We start from the raw sequence: 16,270 nt of genomic DNA on the forward strand, positions 1-16,270 counted from the left end.
AAAGTCTGAATTTTACAAGTAACAAGGAAAAGTTTATAATGGAAGATGAGGAAAATTTCCTAGTTATTAAAATTGAATGAGGAAGCTATGTCTAACGAAAACAATCACCAGCAAGCCCAGATGTTGCGAGGGACTGCTTGGCTAACAGCTAGTAACTTTATTAGTCGCCTCCTTGGTGCTATCTACATTATTCCCTGGTATATCTGGATGGGGAGCTATGCTGCTAAGGCAAATGGACTCTTTACCATGGGCTATAATATATATGCTTGGTTCTTGCTGATTTCGACAGCGGGTATCCCAGTTGCGGTCGCCAAACAAGTAGCTAAGTACAATACCATGCGAGAAGAAGAGCACAGCTTTGCCTTGATTCGGAGTTTCCTAAGCTTTATGACGGGCTTGGGCTTAGTCTTTGCCTTAGTCTTGTATCTCTTTTCTCCTTGGCTAGCAGATTTGTCAGGTGTGGGGAAAGACCTGATTCCCATCATGCAGAGTTTGGCTTGGGCGGTCTTGATTTTCCCGTCTATGAGTGTCATTCGAGGCTTCTTCCAAGGGATGAACAACCTTAAGCCCTATGCTATGAGTCAAATCGCTGAGCAGGTGATCCGTGTTATCTGGATGTTGATGGCGACCTTCTTCATTATGAAGATGGGTTCTGGTGATTACTTATCAGCCGTTACTCAATCGACCTTTGCGGCCTTTGTGGGGATGGTGGCAAGTTTTGCAGTTTTGATCTACTTCCTTGCCCAAGAAGGTTTGCTCAAAAGAGTATTTGAAACACGGGATAAGATCAATAGTAAGCGACTCTTAGTCGATACCATCAAGGAAGCCATTCCCTTTATCCTGACAGGATCAGCCATTCAGCTCTTCCAGATTTTAGACCAAATGACCTTTATCAATAGTATGAAGTGGTTTACCAACTATAGCAATGAAGACTTGGTTGTCATGTTTTCTTATTTCTCTGCCAATCCTAATAAAATTACCATGATTTTAATCTCTGTGGGAGTTTCGATTGGGAGTGTCGGCTTGCCGCTGTTGACGGAAAACTATGTAAAAGGCGACTTGCAGGCGGCGGCTCGCCTAGTCCAAGATAGCCTCACCATGCTCTTCTTATTTCTACTGCCGGCAACGGTTGGAGTGGTCATGGTAGGGGAGCCTCTTTATACAGTCTTTTACGGTAAGCCAGATAGTTTGGCCATGGGCTTATTTGTCTTTGCAGTTTTACAGTCTACTATCCTAGGCTTGTATATGGTCTTGTCTCCTATGCTTCAGGCCATGTTCCGAAACCGAAAGGCAGTGCTTTACTTTGTCTATGGTTCTATTGCTAAGATCGTCTTGCAATTGCCAACCATTGCCATTTTTCACAGCTACGGTCCCTTGATCTCAACGACTATCGGCTTGATTATTCCGAATGTCTTGATGTACCGAGACATCTGCCAGGTAACGGGTGCTCATCGAAAGATAATCTTGAAGCGGACTATCTTGATTACCATCTTAACCCTTGTCATGTTCATCCTAGTTGGCTTCTTGCAGTGGCTACTCGGTTTTGTCTTCCAACCAAGTGGACGTTTCTGGAGTTTCCTTTACGTAGCTCTCATCGGAGGGCTTGGAGGAGGTCTCTATGGTTTGATGAGCCTACGGACACGACTCTTGGACAAGATAATAGGCAAAGCCCAAGCGGACCGATTACGTACACGATTGAAAATATCGTAAAAAAATATTTATAAATAAAAGCAATGAATTAACCTTTCTATAATAGAAAGGTTTTTATAGTATATTTTTCTTAAAAAAGGAGAACTTTTTCTAAAATTAAGAGTAGAAAAATATGTTTTTTAAGTTTTTCTTCAGAAATCGCTTGACTAAATAAAACCAAAGCTGTATAATAAGACAAATCTTTAAAACAGGAGGTTCTGGAAATGAAAAAGTCTAAGGCCAAGTATCTGACACTTGCAAGTGTCGTGTTAAGCGCAGGTATCTTACTGAGCGCATGTGGAAACTCAAGTAGTTCTTCTAAAACATATAACTATGTTTATTCGAGCGATCCATCTAGTTTGAACTATCTTGCAGAAAACCGTGCAACAACCAACGACATCGTTACTAATTTGGTAGATGGATTGATGGAAAATGACCAATACGGTAACTATGTTCCATCGTTGGCAGAGGATTGGACTGTTTCTCAGGACGGTTTGACCTATACTTACAAATTGCGTAAGGATGCAAAATGGTATACCTATGAGGGTGAAGAATACGCCCCTGTAACGGCGCAAGATTTTGTCACTGGGTTGAAATATGCTGCTGATAAAAAATCCGAAGCCTTGTACCTGGTTCAAGACTCTGTAGCAGGTTTGGATGACTATATCAACGGGAAAACAACTGACTTTTCAACTGTCGGTGTTAAGGCGATTGACGACCAAACAGTTCAGTACACTTTGACACGTCCAGAACCTTATTGGAACTCTAAAACAACTTCAACCATTCTCTTCCCTGTCAATGCAGACTTCCTGAAATCAAAAGGGGATGATTTTGGTAAGGTAGATCCTTCTAGTATTTTGTACAGTGGACCTTTCTTGATGAAATCGTTTGTTTCAAAATCTGTTATCGAATACAAGAAAAATCCAAATTACTGGGATGCTAAAAATGTCTTTGTGGATGATGTGAAATTGACTTACTATGATGGTAGTGACCAAGATGCCCTAGCTCGTAACTTCGTAGAAGGAGTATACAGCTACGCGCGTCTCTACCCAAATAGCTCAAGCTTTGAAGGAATTAAAGAGAAGAATAAGGATAACATCATCTATAGTATGCAAAACGCAACTTCTTATTACTTGAACTTCAACTTGGACAGAAAATCTTATAACTTCACGTCTAAATCCTCAGATATCGAAAAGAAATCAACCCAAGAAGCAGTTCTGAATAAAAACTTCCGTCAAGCCTTCAACTATGCTTATAACCGTACAGCCTATGGAGCACAATCTCAAGGGGAAGAAGGAGCAACAAAGATTATTCGTAACCTGGTTGTACCTCCAACATTTGTAAGTATCAACGGAAAAGACTTTGGTGATGTTGTTTCAGAAAAGATGGTCAACTATGGCCAAGAATGGCAAGGAATCAACTTTGCAGACGCGCAAGACCCATACTACAATCCTGACAAGGCTAAAGCTAAATTTGCAGAAGCTAAGAAAGAATTGGAAGCTAAGGGTGTACAATTCCCAATCCACTTGGATGTATCTGTAGACCAATCAGCTAAAAAAGGTGTACTTGAAACGAGCTCTTTGAAACAATCCATCGAATCTGTTCTCGGAGCTGAGAATGTGGTTATCGATATCCAACAATTATCAACAGATGACTACGATAATTCTAGCTACCTCGCTCAAACTGCAGCTCAAAAAGACTTTGATATCTATAATGGCGGTTGGAGTGCTGACTACTTGGATCCATCAAGCTATCTTGATATCTTAAATGTCAATAACGGTGGTATGTTGCAAAACCTTGGTTTAGAACCAGGTGAGGTTAATGACAAGGCTAAGGCAGTTGGTCTGGATACTTACACTCAAATGTTGGAAGAAGCGAACAAGGAGCAAGATCCAGCAAAACGTTATGAAAAATATGCTGAAATTCAAGCTTGGCTCGTTGATAGCGCCCTTGCAATTCCAAACGTTTCCCAAGGTGGAACACCTAGCTTGAGAAAGACAGTTCCATTCTCAGCGCCATTCTCACAAGCTGGAAATAAGGGTGTCGAATCATACAAGTACCTCAAGTTGCAAGATAAGACTGTAACGACTGATGAGTATGAAAAAGCTAAAGAAAAATGGTTGAAAGAAAAAGAAGAATCAAATAAAAAAGCCCAAGAAGAACTGGCAAAACACGTTAAATAACCAGTCTATTCAACAGGAAAAACGATAGTTTCTCAAGAAACTATCGTTTTTGTATAGTTTGAAACTATAACTAGCTCTTGAAAAGAAGAAAATGAGTTAGTGAAAATAAGTGGTACAATAGTTACTATAGATTTGGAGGTACTGTATGAGCAAAGAACTACACATCAATACAATTTTAGCCCAGGCGGGAATCAAGTCAGATAAGGCAACAGGTGCCTTGGTGACGCCGCTTCATTTTTCAACCACTTATCAGCATCCGGAGTTCGGTCAGTCTACGGGATTTGACTATACCCGTACTAAAAACCCAACTCGCAGTAAGGCGGAGAAAGTCTTGGCGGCTATTGAGTCAGCAGACTATGCCCTAGCGACGAGTTCGGGAATGGCTGCGATTGTACTGGCTTTTAGTGTTTTTCCAGTAGGAAGTAAAGTCTTGGCTGTGCGCGATCTTTATGGGGGTTCTTTCCGTTGGTTCAACCAAGTCGAGCAGGAAGGACGGTTCCATTTTACCTATGCCAATACAGAAGAAGAGTTGATTGCTGAGTTAGAAAAGGATGTGGATGTTCTCTATATCGAAACGCCAACCAATCCCTTGATGTTGGAATTTGATATTGCAAAACTAGCAAAACTAGCTCATGCCAAGGGCGCCAAGGTTGTGGTGGACAATACCTTCTACAGCCCGATTTACCAACGTCCGATTGAAGATGGTGCGGATATCGTTCTTCATTCAGCTACCAAGTATTTAGCAGGGCACAATGATGTCTTGGCTGGGGTGGTTGTGACTAATAGTTTAGAACTATATGAGCAACTGTTCTATAATCTCAATACGACAGGTGCGGTCTTGTCACCATTTGATAGTTATCAGTTGATTCGTGGTCTTAAAACTCTACCTCTTCGTATGGAACGTTCTACAGCCAATGCCCAAGAAGTGGTTGACTTTTTGAAGGATTCACCTGCTGTCAAAGAAGTGCTCTATACTGGACGTGGGGGTATGATTTCCTTTAAAGTAGTGGATGAAAAACGTATTCCTCATATTTTAAATAGCTTAAAGGTCTTCTCATTTGCAGAAAGTTTGGGTGGGGTAGAGAGTCTGATTACCTATCCGACAACTCAGACTCATGCGGATATTCCAGCAGAAGTGCGCCATTCCTATGGCTTAACAGATGACCTCCTGCGCTTGTCAATTGGGATTGAAGATGCTAGAGATTTGATTGCGGACTTGCACCAAGCTTTGGAAGGATAAGACAGATATGGGAAAATATGATTTCACAAGCCTGCCCAATCGTATTGGGCACCATACCTATAAATGGAAAGAAGCGGAAGCTGATCGAGAAGTTCTACCAGCCTGGATAGCGGATATGGACTTTGTAGTTTTTCCTGAAGTTCGACAAGCTGTACAAGCCTACGCAGATCAGTTGGTCTATGGCTATACTTATGCAAGCGACGCTTTGATTGAGTCGGTTCAAGAATGGGAAGCCAGCCAACACGGTTATCACTTTGACAAAGATGCTCTCGTCTTTATCGAGGGAGTGGTACCAGCTATTTCAACAGCCATTCAAGCCTTTACAAAAGAAGGAGAAGCTGTTCTGATTAACACACCGGTCTATCCACCGTTTGCCCGCAGTGTCAAACTGAACAATCGCCGATTGATTACCAATTCTTTGGTGGAAAAGAATGGTCTGTTTGAGATTGACTTTGACCAGTTGGAGAAGGATATGGTGGAAGAGGATGTGAAGCTTTATATCCTTTGCAATCCTCACAATCCTGGTGGACGTGTTTGGGAAAAGGAAGTGTTAGAAAAGATTGGCCATCTCTGCCAAAAACACGGTGTCTTGCTTGTTTCAGATGAGATTCACCAAGATTTGGCCCTCTTTGGTCACAAACACCAGTCTTTTAATACCGTAAATCCAGACTTCAAAAACTTTGCTCTTGTTTTGAGCAGTGCTACCAAGACTTTTAATATTGCTGGGACGAAAAATTCCTATGCAGTCATTGAAAATCCTAAACTTCGAGTGGCTTTTCAGAAACGCCAGTTGGCCAATAATCATCATGAAATTTCAGGCTTGGGTTATTTGGCGACAGAAGCTGCCTATCGATATGGAAAGGATTGGCTAGAAGAACTGAAAGAAGTCATCGAGGACCACATTAACTATGTAGTGGATGTTTTGGGCAACGAAACCAAGATTAAGGTCATGAAACCACAAGGTACCTACTTGATCTGGCTTGATTTTTCAGCCTATGACCTAACGGATGACCGCTTGCAAGAGCTTTTGAGAAATGAAGCTAAGGTTATCCTCAACCGTGGTTTGGATTATGGAGAGGAAGGAAATCTTCATGCCCGCCTCAATGTAGCCATGCCGAAATCAGTACTGGAAGAGGTTTGCCAACGCATCGTGACCACTTTTGCTACACTTTAAAAATCCAGCCTTCTAGGAGAAAAGTCTTCCTAGAAGGCTATTTTCATAGGGGAAAATGTGGTATAATGAAAAGATAAGATAAAGGGGTAACTATGGCTAAATTGATTCCAGGAAAGTTGCGTATGGAGGGTGTTACACTCTATGAAACGAGCAACATTGAGATTATCAAGGAAAAAGGGAATCGCCTCTATACTCGTGTGGCGGGAGAAGACTTGCGCTACAGTTTAGAGGATGATCTTGTTTTTTGTGCTTGCGATTTTTTCCAAAAAAGAGGTTACTGTGTTCACCTCGCAGCGCTCGAGCATTATCTGAAGAATGATGAGGAAGGCCAGGTGATTTTACAAGCCTTAGAAAAAGAACATGAAGAGCAAGAAGAGGTCGAAACCAAGGTTAGTTTTGGTGGTAGTTTTTTGGAGCGTATTCAACCTCAGAAGAGAGAGAAAATCTACACTTTGTCGGCTCAAGGGCAGGTGGAAGCTGGAACCAATCGCCTCCTTTGGACTCTCCGAATCGGTTTAGTTGATAGTCAAAAATATTATGTCATTCGTGATATCCCACTCTTTTTGAAGGTCTTAGTCCACCGAAAACCATATATGATTGGGAAATACTATGAAAATGACTTGTCTTGGGAGGCTTTTGATACAGCTAGTCAAGAAGTTCTTACTTTCTTATGTGGCTTGATTGAGGAGGGACTGAGTCAAAATCTCTTTTTCCCCAATCAAGGTCGTCACCTCTTTTTTCCTCTGACCTTTTTTGAGCAGGGAGTGGAGTTGCTGATGAACTTGGAAGATTTTCATTTCGAACACCAGATTATTAGTTATGAAAATCTTCTCTTTCATGATTTAGATCCAGATGCGGGACTTTTCACTTTTTCTGTGCAGGAGTATCCCGATTATTTTGAGATGGAGATTTCTGAAAGTGAGCGAGTTAACGTATTCTATGGGGGAGCGGTTCTCTTTCGTAAGGGGAATCTTTATCTCTTAAACCCTAAACAAATCAGCCTCCTAAAGGAAATAAAGGAGCTCCCTCAGGAGGAAAGAGGGAGAAAATGCCTCCAGTTTGACAACAGTGATCGTGACCGTCTGGCTGCCTGTCTGCCTTTGTTTGGACAGCTGGGCACAGTTTCTGCTCCTGAGCGCTTACAAATACGATCCTTTTCACCAATCTTTTACTTTGATAGGGAGGATGACGGTCGCATCCGTTTGGATATCCAGTTTGACTATGGAGATGTTAAGGTGACTAGTCGTCAACAGCTGGAACAATTACCATTTTCAAGCGATGCCGTCTTGGAAAATCAGCTATTTCAAGTCTGTTTAGGGTCTGGTTTTGAGGCTGATTTTCAGTCTTGGAGACAGGCTTTGAAGCCAGAGTCAGTTTATTCTTTCTTTCACCATACGATTCCAGCTTTTGAGAAATTGGGTCAGGTTTTCTTGTCTGATGAGATGAATCAGCTCTACAGCGTCCAAGCTCCTCAGGTTCAGATTGAGTCCAAGGGAGGACTGTTGGAGATTCAGTTTGATTTCCAAGGGATTGCCCAAGAAGAGATTGATCAAGCTCTTAAAGCCCTGACCAGCAATCAGGATTTCTATATCGGTTCTTCTGACCAAGTGTACTTTTTTGATGAGGAAACCAAGCAGATTCGTCAAAATTTGCAGGAACTGGGGGTTGAGCTAAAAGATGGTTCTTTTCAAGCTCGAAAATCTCTGGCTTATAGCCTTTCTCAGCTTTTTGAAGGTCGAGATAGGATCTCCTTTTCGGAGGAATTTCAGCATTTAGCTCATGATTTGACCCATCCAGAGGATTTTCCTTTGGGAGATATACGGGTGCAGGCGAGTTTGAGAGACTATCAGGAAAAGGGTGTTCGTTGGCTCCAGATGCTTCATCACTATGGTTTTGGTGGCATTCTGGCAGATGATATGGGACTGGGAAAAACACTGCAAACTATCGCTTTTTTGACTAGTCAGGTGACAGAACATAGTCGGGTCTTGATTTTAGCGCCGTCAGGTTTGATCTACAATTGGGCAGATGAATTCAGAAAATTTGCCCCACAGTTGGATTTGGCTGTCGTTCATGGTTTGAAAGCGAATCGAGAAGCAATTCTTTCTGAAAATCACCAAATCTATGTGACTAGCTATGCCACCTTTCGTCAAGACAGCGAGCTTTATCAAGAGATGGCTTTTGATTTCCTCTTTTTAGATGAAGCCCAGGTCATGAAAAATGCTCAGACTAAGATTGCTCAGAGTTTGCGCCAGTTTGTGGTGCCGGCAGTCTTTGCCTTGTCAGGTACGCCCATCGAAAACCATTTAGGAGAGTTGTGGTCTATCTTTCAAATTGTGCTTCCGGGGCTCTTACCTAACAAGAAGGAGTTTATGAAATTACCGGCTGACCGAGTCGCGCAGTTTATCAAGCCCTTCGTCATGAGGCGTAAGAAAGAAGAAGTCCTTACAGAACTGCCTGACCTGATCGAAGTCGTCTATAAAAATGAACTGGAAGACCAGCAGAAGACCATCTATCTCGCCCAGTTGCAACAGATGCGAGACCGCCTAGCACAAGTGACAGATCAAGAATTCCAGAGAAGTCGGGTAGAAATCTTATCTGGTCTCATGCGTTTGCGCCAGATCTGCGATACGCCAGCTCTTTTTATGGACAATTACCAAGGAGCCAGTGGTAAATTGGATAGTCTCCGAGATTTATTGCTACAAGTGGCAGATGGTGGGCATCGGGTCTTGATTTTCTCTCAATTTAAAGGAATGTTGGAAAAAATCGAGCAAGAGCTCCCAAATTTGGGCTTGACTTCCTTCAAAATTACGGGCTCAACTCCTGCTCAAGACCGACAAGAGATGACCAAAATATTTAATCAAGGGGAAAGGGATATCTTTCTCATCTCCCTTAAGGCAGGTGGTGTCGGTCTCAATCTGACAGGAGCTGACACCGTCATCCTAGTGGACCTCTGGTGGAATCCTGCTGTCGAGGCTCAGGCTATCGGACGAGCTCATCGAATGGGACAGGAGCGGAAGGTAGAAGTTTATCGTTTGATTACTAGAGGAACCATTGAAGAAAAGATTCAAGAACTCCAAGAACAGAAGAGACACCTAGTTTCCCAAGTTTTAGATGGGACGGAATCGCGTGCGAGTCTTAGTCTGGCAGAAATTCGAGAAATTTTAGGGATTTCTGAAGCCAGCACTTGAAAAATCAAGACAATACGCTATAATGAAGTGTTGAAAGGAAATACAAAATGAAACAAGATCGATTTCCATTGGTGTCAGATGATGAGATCATGCTGACCAAAATGCCAGTCATGGACTTGTACGATGAGTCAGACTTTATTAGCAATATCAAGGGTGATTACCGCGATAAAAACTATTTGGAATGGTCTCCTATCAATGAGGAACAGGCTGTAACTCCTTCGGTAGCTAGCAAGGAGTCAAAACCAGGCCCAGAACCTAAAAAAATTGAAAAAACGTATGCTGAATTGGCTAGAGAAGAGGCTCGTGCGGACTTGAAGAAGAAACGTTCGGCCAAGTATTTGACTCAGGATGTTAGTCATACTAGACGACACAATGGTTCAACACTTGTTCGTCAAGGAAACCAACCAACAGCACCATTTCAAAAGGAAAATCCAGGTGAGTTTGCCAAGTTTAGTAAAAACTTGAGCCAGTTCCACTATATTCTAGCCGAGGAAGCTGGCCAGGTAGTAACTCCAACTCCGAAAGCCCAAACAGGAAAGGCTAAAAAGAACAACTATGATTTTCTAAAGAAGAGTCAAATATATAATAAAAAGAATAAGCAAACGGAACAGGAACGTCAGGTTGCTCAAGAGTTGAATCTGACAAGAATTACTGAGTAAGGGAGAAAAGCATGTCAAAAACATATCATTTTATTGGAATCAAGGGATCAGGGATGAGTGCCTTAGCCTTGATGTTGCACCAAATGGGACACAAGGTTCAAGGTTCAGACGTTGAAAAATACTACTTTACTCAACGTGGACTAGAGCAGGCAGGGATTACGATTCTTCCTTTTGATGAAAAGAACCTGCAAGGGGATCTTGAAATTATTGCTGGAAATGCCTTTCGTCCAGATAACAATGTTGAAATCGCCTATGCCGACAAAAATGGTATCAGCTACAAACGTTACCATGAATTTCTAGGCAGCTTTATGCGTGACTTTGTCAGCATGGGGGTTGCAGGAGCGCATGGAAAGACATCAACGACTGGGATGCTGTCTCACGTTTTGTCTCACATCACAGACACTAGCTTCTTGATTGGGGATGGAACGGGTCGAGGTTCTGAAAATGCTAAGTATTTTGTTTTTGAATCTGACGAATATGAGCGTCATTTCATGCCTTACCACCCAGAATACTCTATTATCACCAATATTGACTTTGACCATCCAGACTACTTTACTAGTCTAGAGGATGTTTTCAATGCCTTTAATGACTATGCTAAACAAATTACCAAAGGTTTATTCGTCTACGGTGAGGATGCTGAGTTGCGTAAGATTACAGCCAATGCTCCAATCTATTACTATGGCTTTGATGCTGAGGGAAATGACTTTGTAGCCAGCGACCTTCTACGTTCTACGACTGGTTCGACCTTCACAGTTCATTTCCGCGGACAAGAGTTGGGTCAATTCCACATTCCAACCTTTGGTCGTCACAATATTATGAACGCGACAGCCGTTATTGGTTTACTTTATACAGCAGGGTTTGACTTGAACTTGGTACGTGAACACTTGAAAACATTTGCTGGTGTCAAGCGTCGTTTCACTGAAAAGGTTGTCAATGGCACCATTATTATTGATGATTTCGCCCACCATCCAACGGAAATCATTGCGACCTTAGATGCGGCTCGTCAGAAATACCCAAGCAAGGAAATTGTTGCAATCTTCCAACCACACACTTTTACTAGAACCATTGCCCTATTGGACGATTTTGCTAAAGCTTTGAGCCAGGCAGATGCTGTTTACTTGGCGAAAATCTATGGATCAGCCCGTGAGGTGGACCATGGTGACGTCAAGGTAGAAGACCTAGCAGATAAAATTAAGAAGAAAAGCCAAGTCATCACAGTTGAAAATGTATCACCACTCCTTGAGCATGATAATGCAGTTTATGTTTTTATGGGAGCAGGAGATATCCAAACCTATGAGTACTCATTTGAACGTCTTTTGTCTAATTTGACAAGTAACGTCCAATAAGAAAAAAGAATGGAAATTCCAATCACCATAGGACGGGCTACTTTATCGGATTTAGAAGAAATTGTAGCAATTGAAGAATCTTGTTTATCCTCAGAAGAAATAGTGAACTACGAGTTTTTAGAAGAGAGTATCCGTAAGATTGCGGATACCCTTCTTGTAGCTAGATATGAAAACCAGCTCGTAGGCTATGTTTTAGGAGAGTCTCAGTCTCTTCATCCCACATGGATAGAAATAAAATCATTTGCTATTCATCCTGACCATCGCGGGCAAGGCTTGGGGACCCTTCTTCTTGCTAGCTTGAAACAAGTGGCGGTAGAAGGAGGGTATGAGTATCTTCGCTTGACTTGTCCTGATGACTTGCTCTCTTATTTTGAGATGAATGGCTTTGTTGCGGGAGAATTGCTAGAGGCTTCGTACGCAAGATTTTCGGGATGGAATCTGATTTGGGCCAATCCTTTTTATCAGGAGGAAGTATGAAAATCAGACACGCAAGATTTTCGGATTTAGATCAAATTTTAGAGATAGAGCTGGAGAATTTCTCCCTTGAAGAAGCGATTCCTCGTTTGGTCTTTGAGGCGCACTTACGTGAAATTCAGACCAGTTTTCTCGTAGCTGAAAAGGAGGGACGTATACTTGGGTATATCGAAGGTCCAGTCGTCCCACATCGTCATCTACAAGATCAGTCCTTTACAGAAGAGATAAAAGACTATAGCCATCGACCTGGAGGCTATATCTCTGTGACCTGTCTCTCCATAGCTAAGGAGGCACAAGCCTTGGGCGTGGGGAAAAGATTGTTAAGGGCTCTGAAAGAAGTCGCTTTAGAACATGAACGAGAAGGTATCAATTTGACCTGTCATGACTATCTCATCCCTTATTATGAAAAAAATGGATTTGTGAATGAAGGGGTATCCCAGTCAAGCTTTGCGGGTGAAAGTTGGTATGATATGGTTTGGCAACCTTAAAAAATGAGAATCATAGCTATAGAAAGGGATGTTTTGTTGCTTTTCTGTAACTTTTAAGATATAATATTATGGATTGTCAACAAGGAGGTAATGCTTTTGACTGAAAAATCAAGAGAAGAAGAAAAATTAAGCTTTAAAGAGCAGATTCTACGTGATTTAGAGAGAGTAAAAGAACAAGATAGAAGAGAGAAAGAAGTAGACATTCCAAATCTGACAGCTTCATCATCTCAAGCTAGTTCAGTAACTCCTGCAAATCCTGAATCGGATACTTCAACAGAAGAGTTGATGGCTGATTCCCTATCTGTTGTCGATAAAATTCTAAAGAATGCGCCGAGTGTTCCTCCACTTTCGAGTGCTGAAGCTGATAAAACGGATGAAAAAGAAGAGAAAGAGATTAGACAGCCTGTCATTGACAAGATTGAAGTTGTAGAATCTGAAGAACCTCTAGTAGAACCGATTCATCCAGCTGAAGAACCTGTAGTGGAGTCCGTTCAACCTAAGGTGGAACCAGTTGAACTTGAACCTGAAGAAAAAGAATTTAACGATACTCCGACCAAGATAGATGTGACTTATAAGACAGAAGAGGCCAATACATCAGTTCCTTCTTCTGAGAATAAAGCTGAAGTGCTAGTTTCGAGTGAATCCTCAGACAGATTAACGGAGGAACCACGTCGTAACCGTCGCCGTAAAGGTAAAAAACCAACCAAGAAAAAGAAAAAATCAAAAGCCAAAGGTTTCCTAGTAACCTTTTTAGTTCTTTTGGTGCTTGTGGCTGCTGGTGGATACTTTGGATACGGTTATGTTCAAGACTCTTTGAAACCTGTTGATGCGAGCTCTAAGGAGTATATGACAGTTCAAATTCCAGAAGGATCAAATGTGCAACAAATTGGGAGCACTTTGGAAAAATCTGGTTTGGTCAAACATGGACTTATCTTTAGTATTTATGCTAAGTATAAGGGTTCAGACTTGAAGTCAGGTTATTACAATTTGAAGAAGAGCATGAGTACGGATGACTTAATTCAAGAATTGCAAAAAGGTGGAACTCCTGAACCTCAAGAACCAGTGCTTGCGAACTTAACTATTCCGGAAGGTTATACTTTAGAGCAAATTGCTCAGACAGTAGGTCAACTCCAAGGTGATTTTAAAGAACCTCTTACAGCGGATGCTTTCCTGGCAAAAGCTCAAGATGAAACCTTCATCTCCCAACTAGTAGCCAAGTATCCAAACCTTCTTGGAAGTCTTCCAACAAAAGACAGTGGCGTTCGTTATCGCCTTGAAGGTTACCTTTTCCCAGCAACCTACACTATCAAAGACAGCACTACGGTTGAAAGCTTGATTGATGATATGTTAGCAGCTATGGACAAGGCCATGTCACCGTATTACACTACGATCAAAGAAAAGAATCTGACAGTTAATGAATTGCTCAGTATTGCTTCTCTTGTCGAAAAAGAAGGTGCTAAGACCGAAGATCGTAAATTGATTGCGGGAGTCTTCTATAACCGCTTGAATCTTGGTATGCCACTTCAAAGCAATATTGCTATCTTGTATGCTGAAGGAAAACTTGGCCAAAAGATTAGCTTGGCTGATGATACTGCAATTGATACTACGATTGATTCACCTTATAATGTTTATACACATCTTGGCCTCATGCCCGGACCAGTTGATAGTCCAAGCCTCGATGCGATTGAAGCAAGTGTAAATCAGACAAAGAGTGAGTACTTGTACTTTGTAGCTAATGTTGAAGATGGTAAAGTATACTTTGCAACGACAAAAGAAGAGCATGACCAAAACGTTGCAGAACATATCAATAGTAAATTAACACAATCAAGTAGTTCAAACTAAAATTATGTGGTTTTCCACATAATTTTGTTTTAAAAAAAGTAATAGAAAAGAAAGTTGAAAAAATGGCAGAAAAAACTTACCCAATGACCCTTGAAGAAAAGAAAAAGTTAGAAAAAGAATTAGAAGAATTGAAACTCGTTCGTCGTCCTGAAGTAGTAGAGCGTATCAAAATTGCTCGTTCGTACGGGGATCTTTCAGAAAATAGTGAGTACGAAGCAGCTAAGGATGAACAAGCTTTTGTTGAAGGACAAATTTCAAGTCTAGAAACAAAAATTCGCTATGCTGAAATTGTTAATAGCGATGCAGTTGCCCAAGATGAGGTAGCTATCGGTAAGACCGTAACCATTCAAGAAATCGGTGAAGACGAAGAAGAGGTCTACATCATCGTCGGTTCGGCAGGTGCGGATGCTTTTGCTGGGAAGGTATCAAATGAAAGTCCGATTGGACAAGCTTTGATCGGCAAAAAAACAGGCGATATTGTTACGATTGAGACACCTGTTGGTAGTTACGATGTCAAAATTTTAAAGGTTGAAAAAACAGCCTAAATAGAATGAAAACGGAGTAGTGGAGGTCTTGACTTGCTCAACTCCTTTTTGATTTTTTGAATAAATAGGAGACTATATGAGTTCAAATAAGAAAAAAAATAAAATGGAGCGTGGTTTAACCAATCGCCATGTTCAGGTGATGGCCATTGCGGGGACAATCGGAACAGGACTTTTCCTAGGTGCTGGTCGTTCTATCAGCCTTACTGGACCTTCTATCATCCTGATTTACATGATTACAGGAGCCTTTATGTTTTTGATGATGAGGGCTGTTGGGGAGATGCTATATCAGGATCCAGAACAGCATACTTTTATCAACTTTATCACCCGTCATTTGGGGAAAGGCTGGGGGTATTTCTCGGTTTGGTCTTATTGGTTGTCTGTTGTCTTTATCGGTATGGCAGAAATCACTGCGATTTCGCATTATGTTCAGTTTTGGTATCCTTCTTGGCCTAGTTGGTTGATTCAGATTGTTTTTTTAACGATTTTGGCCTTGGTCAATCTGATTGCGGTTAAGCTCTTTGGAGAAGTCGAGTTTTGGTTTGCTATGGTTAAGATTGTGGCTATTTTAGCTATGATTGCAACAGGGGTCTTTATGGTCTTGACAGGATTTGAAACACCATATGGTGCTGCAAGTCTGGCAAATATCAGCAATCAATTCTCTCTTTTCCCAAATGGAGTCATGAACTTTGTCATGGCCTTTCAAATGGTATTTTTTGCCTATCTGATGATTGAATTTATCGGAGTGACAACCTCTGAAACGAAGAATCCTCGTCAGGTTTTGCCCAAAGCAGTGAAAGAAATTCCTCTCCGAATTGTCTTCTTCTATGGCGGTGCTCTATTAGCCATTATGTCTATTATTCCCTGGAGAGAACTTGCTTCTTCAGATTCACCATTTGTAACGGTTTTTGAGCTGGCAGGTATCAAGTGGGCGGCAGCTCTGATTAACTTCGTTGTTTTGACGTCGGCAGCATCTGCTCTTAATTCAACCCTCTATTCAACAGGGCGACACCTCTACCAGATTGCTCATGATTCACCCAATCGCTTCCTAAAAGCGATCAAGGCAGATACTCTCTCTCGCCATAATGTTCCACAAAATGCTATTATTGCTTCAGCAATCTTGATTGCTCTGGCTGCCTTTATCAATGTTTTGCCAGGTGTTTCCGATGCCTTTGCTTTGATTACGGCGTCTTCATCAGGTGTTTACATCGCGATTTATATCTTGATCATGGTGGCTCATCTCAAATACCGCAAGTCACAAGACTTCATGGCGGATGGCTACCTCATGCCCCATTACCGTTTTCTAAATCCTTTAACCATGCTCTTCTTTATCTTTGTCTTTGTAACCCTCTTTTTACAAGAATCTACTTTTATGGGAGCAATTGGTTCAGCTATCTGGATTATCGGTTTCGGAATTTATAGCCAGTGGAAATTTAGAAAATAAC

At 41.6% G+C, this 16,270-nt stretch carries 12 protein-coding genes; all 12 read left to right on the forward strand.

From position 1 onward, the window contains the following. The first annotated feature begins 87 nt into the window (after window positions 1-87). The 12 genes from ACXYSL_RS04830 (at window position 88) to ACXYSL_RS04885 (ending at window position 16,269) form a co-directional block, all read left to right on the forward strand. The gene (locus ACXYSL_RS04830; RefSeq protein ID WP_458624111.1) at window positions 88-1,710 is read left to right on the forward strand and encodes a putative polysaccharide biosynthesis protein; all 1,623 of its coding nucleotides are present in this window, start codon (window positions 88-90) and stop codon (window positions 1,708-1,710) included. A 203-nt stretch (window positions 1,711-1,913) separates the two neighbouring features. Then, window positions 1,914-3,872 carry a peptide ABC transporter substrate-binding protein gene (locus tag ACXYSL_RS04835; protein WP_000748547.1) on the forward strand — a complete coding sequence of 653 codons (1,959 nt, stop codon included), beginning with the start codon at window positions 1,914-1,916 and terminating at the stop codon, window positions 3,870-3,872. A 145-nt stretch (window positions 3,873-4,017) separates the two neighbouring features. Then, window positions 4,018-5,112 (forward strand): cystathionine gamma-synthase, encoded by a 1,095-nt coding sequence (locus ACXYSL_RS04840; RefSeq protein ID WP_458624112.1) that lies wholly within the window; start codon window positions 4,018-4,020, stop codon window positions 5,110-5,112. 7 nt (window positions 5,113-5,119) lie between these two features. After that, window positions 5,120-6,286, forward strand: a complete 1,167-nt coding sequence (locus tag ACXYSL_RS04845) for a MalY/PatB family protein (RefSeq protein WP_458624113.1) — start codon at window positions 5,120-5,122, stop codon at window positions 6,284-6,286. Between the two features lie 92 nt (window positions 6,287-6,378). Then, window positions 6,379-9,474, forward strand: a complete 3,096-nt coding sequence (locus ACXYSL_RS04850; protein WP_458624114.1) for a DEAD/DEAH box helicase — start codon at window positions 6,379-6,381, stop codon at window positions 9,472-9,474. Between the two features lie 47 nt (window positions 9,475-9,521). Continuing rightward, the gene (locus ACXYSL_RS04855; RefSeq protein WP_458624115.1) at window positions 9,522-10,133 is read left to right on the forward strand and encodes a cystathionine gamma-synthase; all 612 of its coding nucleotides are present in this window, start codon (window positions 9,522-9,524) and stop codon (window positions 10,131-10,133) included. 11 nt (window positions 10,134-10,144) lie between these two features. Continuing rightward, entirely contained in the window at window positions 10,145-11,479 is a 1,335-nt protein-coding gene (gene murC / locus ACXYSL_RS04860; protein WP_000048097.1) for a UDP-N-acetylmuramate--L-alanine ligase, read from the forward strand. 9 nt (window positions 11,480-11,488) lie between these two features. Next, window positions 11,489-11,956, forward strand: a complete 468-nt coding sequence (locus ACXYSL_RS04865; RefSeq protein ID WP_458624116.1) for a GNAT family N-acetyltransferase — start codon at window positions 11,489-11,491, stop codon at window positions 11,954-11,956. Beyond that, window positions 11,953-12,441, forward strand: coding sequence for a GNAT family N-acetyltransferase (locus ACXYSL_RS04870; protein WP_195216754.1), 489 nt, complete (start codon window positions 11,953-11,955; stop codon window positions 12,439-12,441). The genes ACXYSL_RS04865 and ACXYSL_RS04870 overlap by 4 nt, the downstream gene beginning before the upstream one ends. A gap of 90 nt (window positions 12,442-12,531) precedes the next feature. After that, on the forward strand, window positions 12,532-14,283 hold the full coding sequence (mltG, locus tag ACXYSL_RS04875) for an endolytic transglycosylase MltG (RefSeq protein ID WP_458624117.1): 1,752 nt from the start codon (window positions 12,532-12,534) through the stop codon (window positions 14,281-14,283). Between the two features lie 62 nt (window positions 14,284-14,345). After that, on the forward strand, window positions 14,346-14,828 hold the full coding sequence (gene greA, locus ACXYSL_RS04880; protein WP_458624118.1) for a transcription elongation factor GreA: 483 nt from the start codon (window positions 14,346-14,348) through the stop codon (window positions 14,826-14,828). Window positions 14,829-14,904: 76 nt separating this feature from the next. Beyond that, complete coding sequence (locus ACXYSL_RS04885) at window positions 14,905-16,269, forward strand: amino acid permease (protein ID WP_458624119.1); 1,365 nt, start codon at window positions 14,905-14,907, stop codon at window positions 16,267-16,269. Window position 16,270 lies beyond the last annotated feature (1 nt).

The organism is Streptococcus sp. V913, from assembly GCF_054353455.1.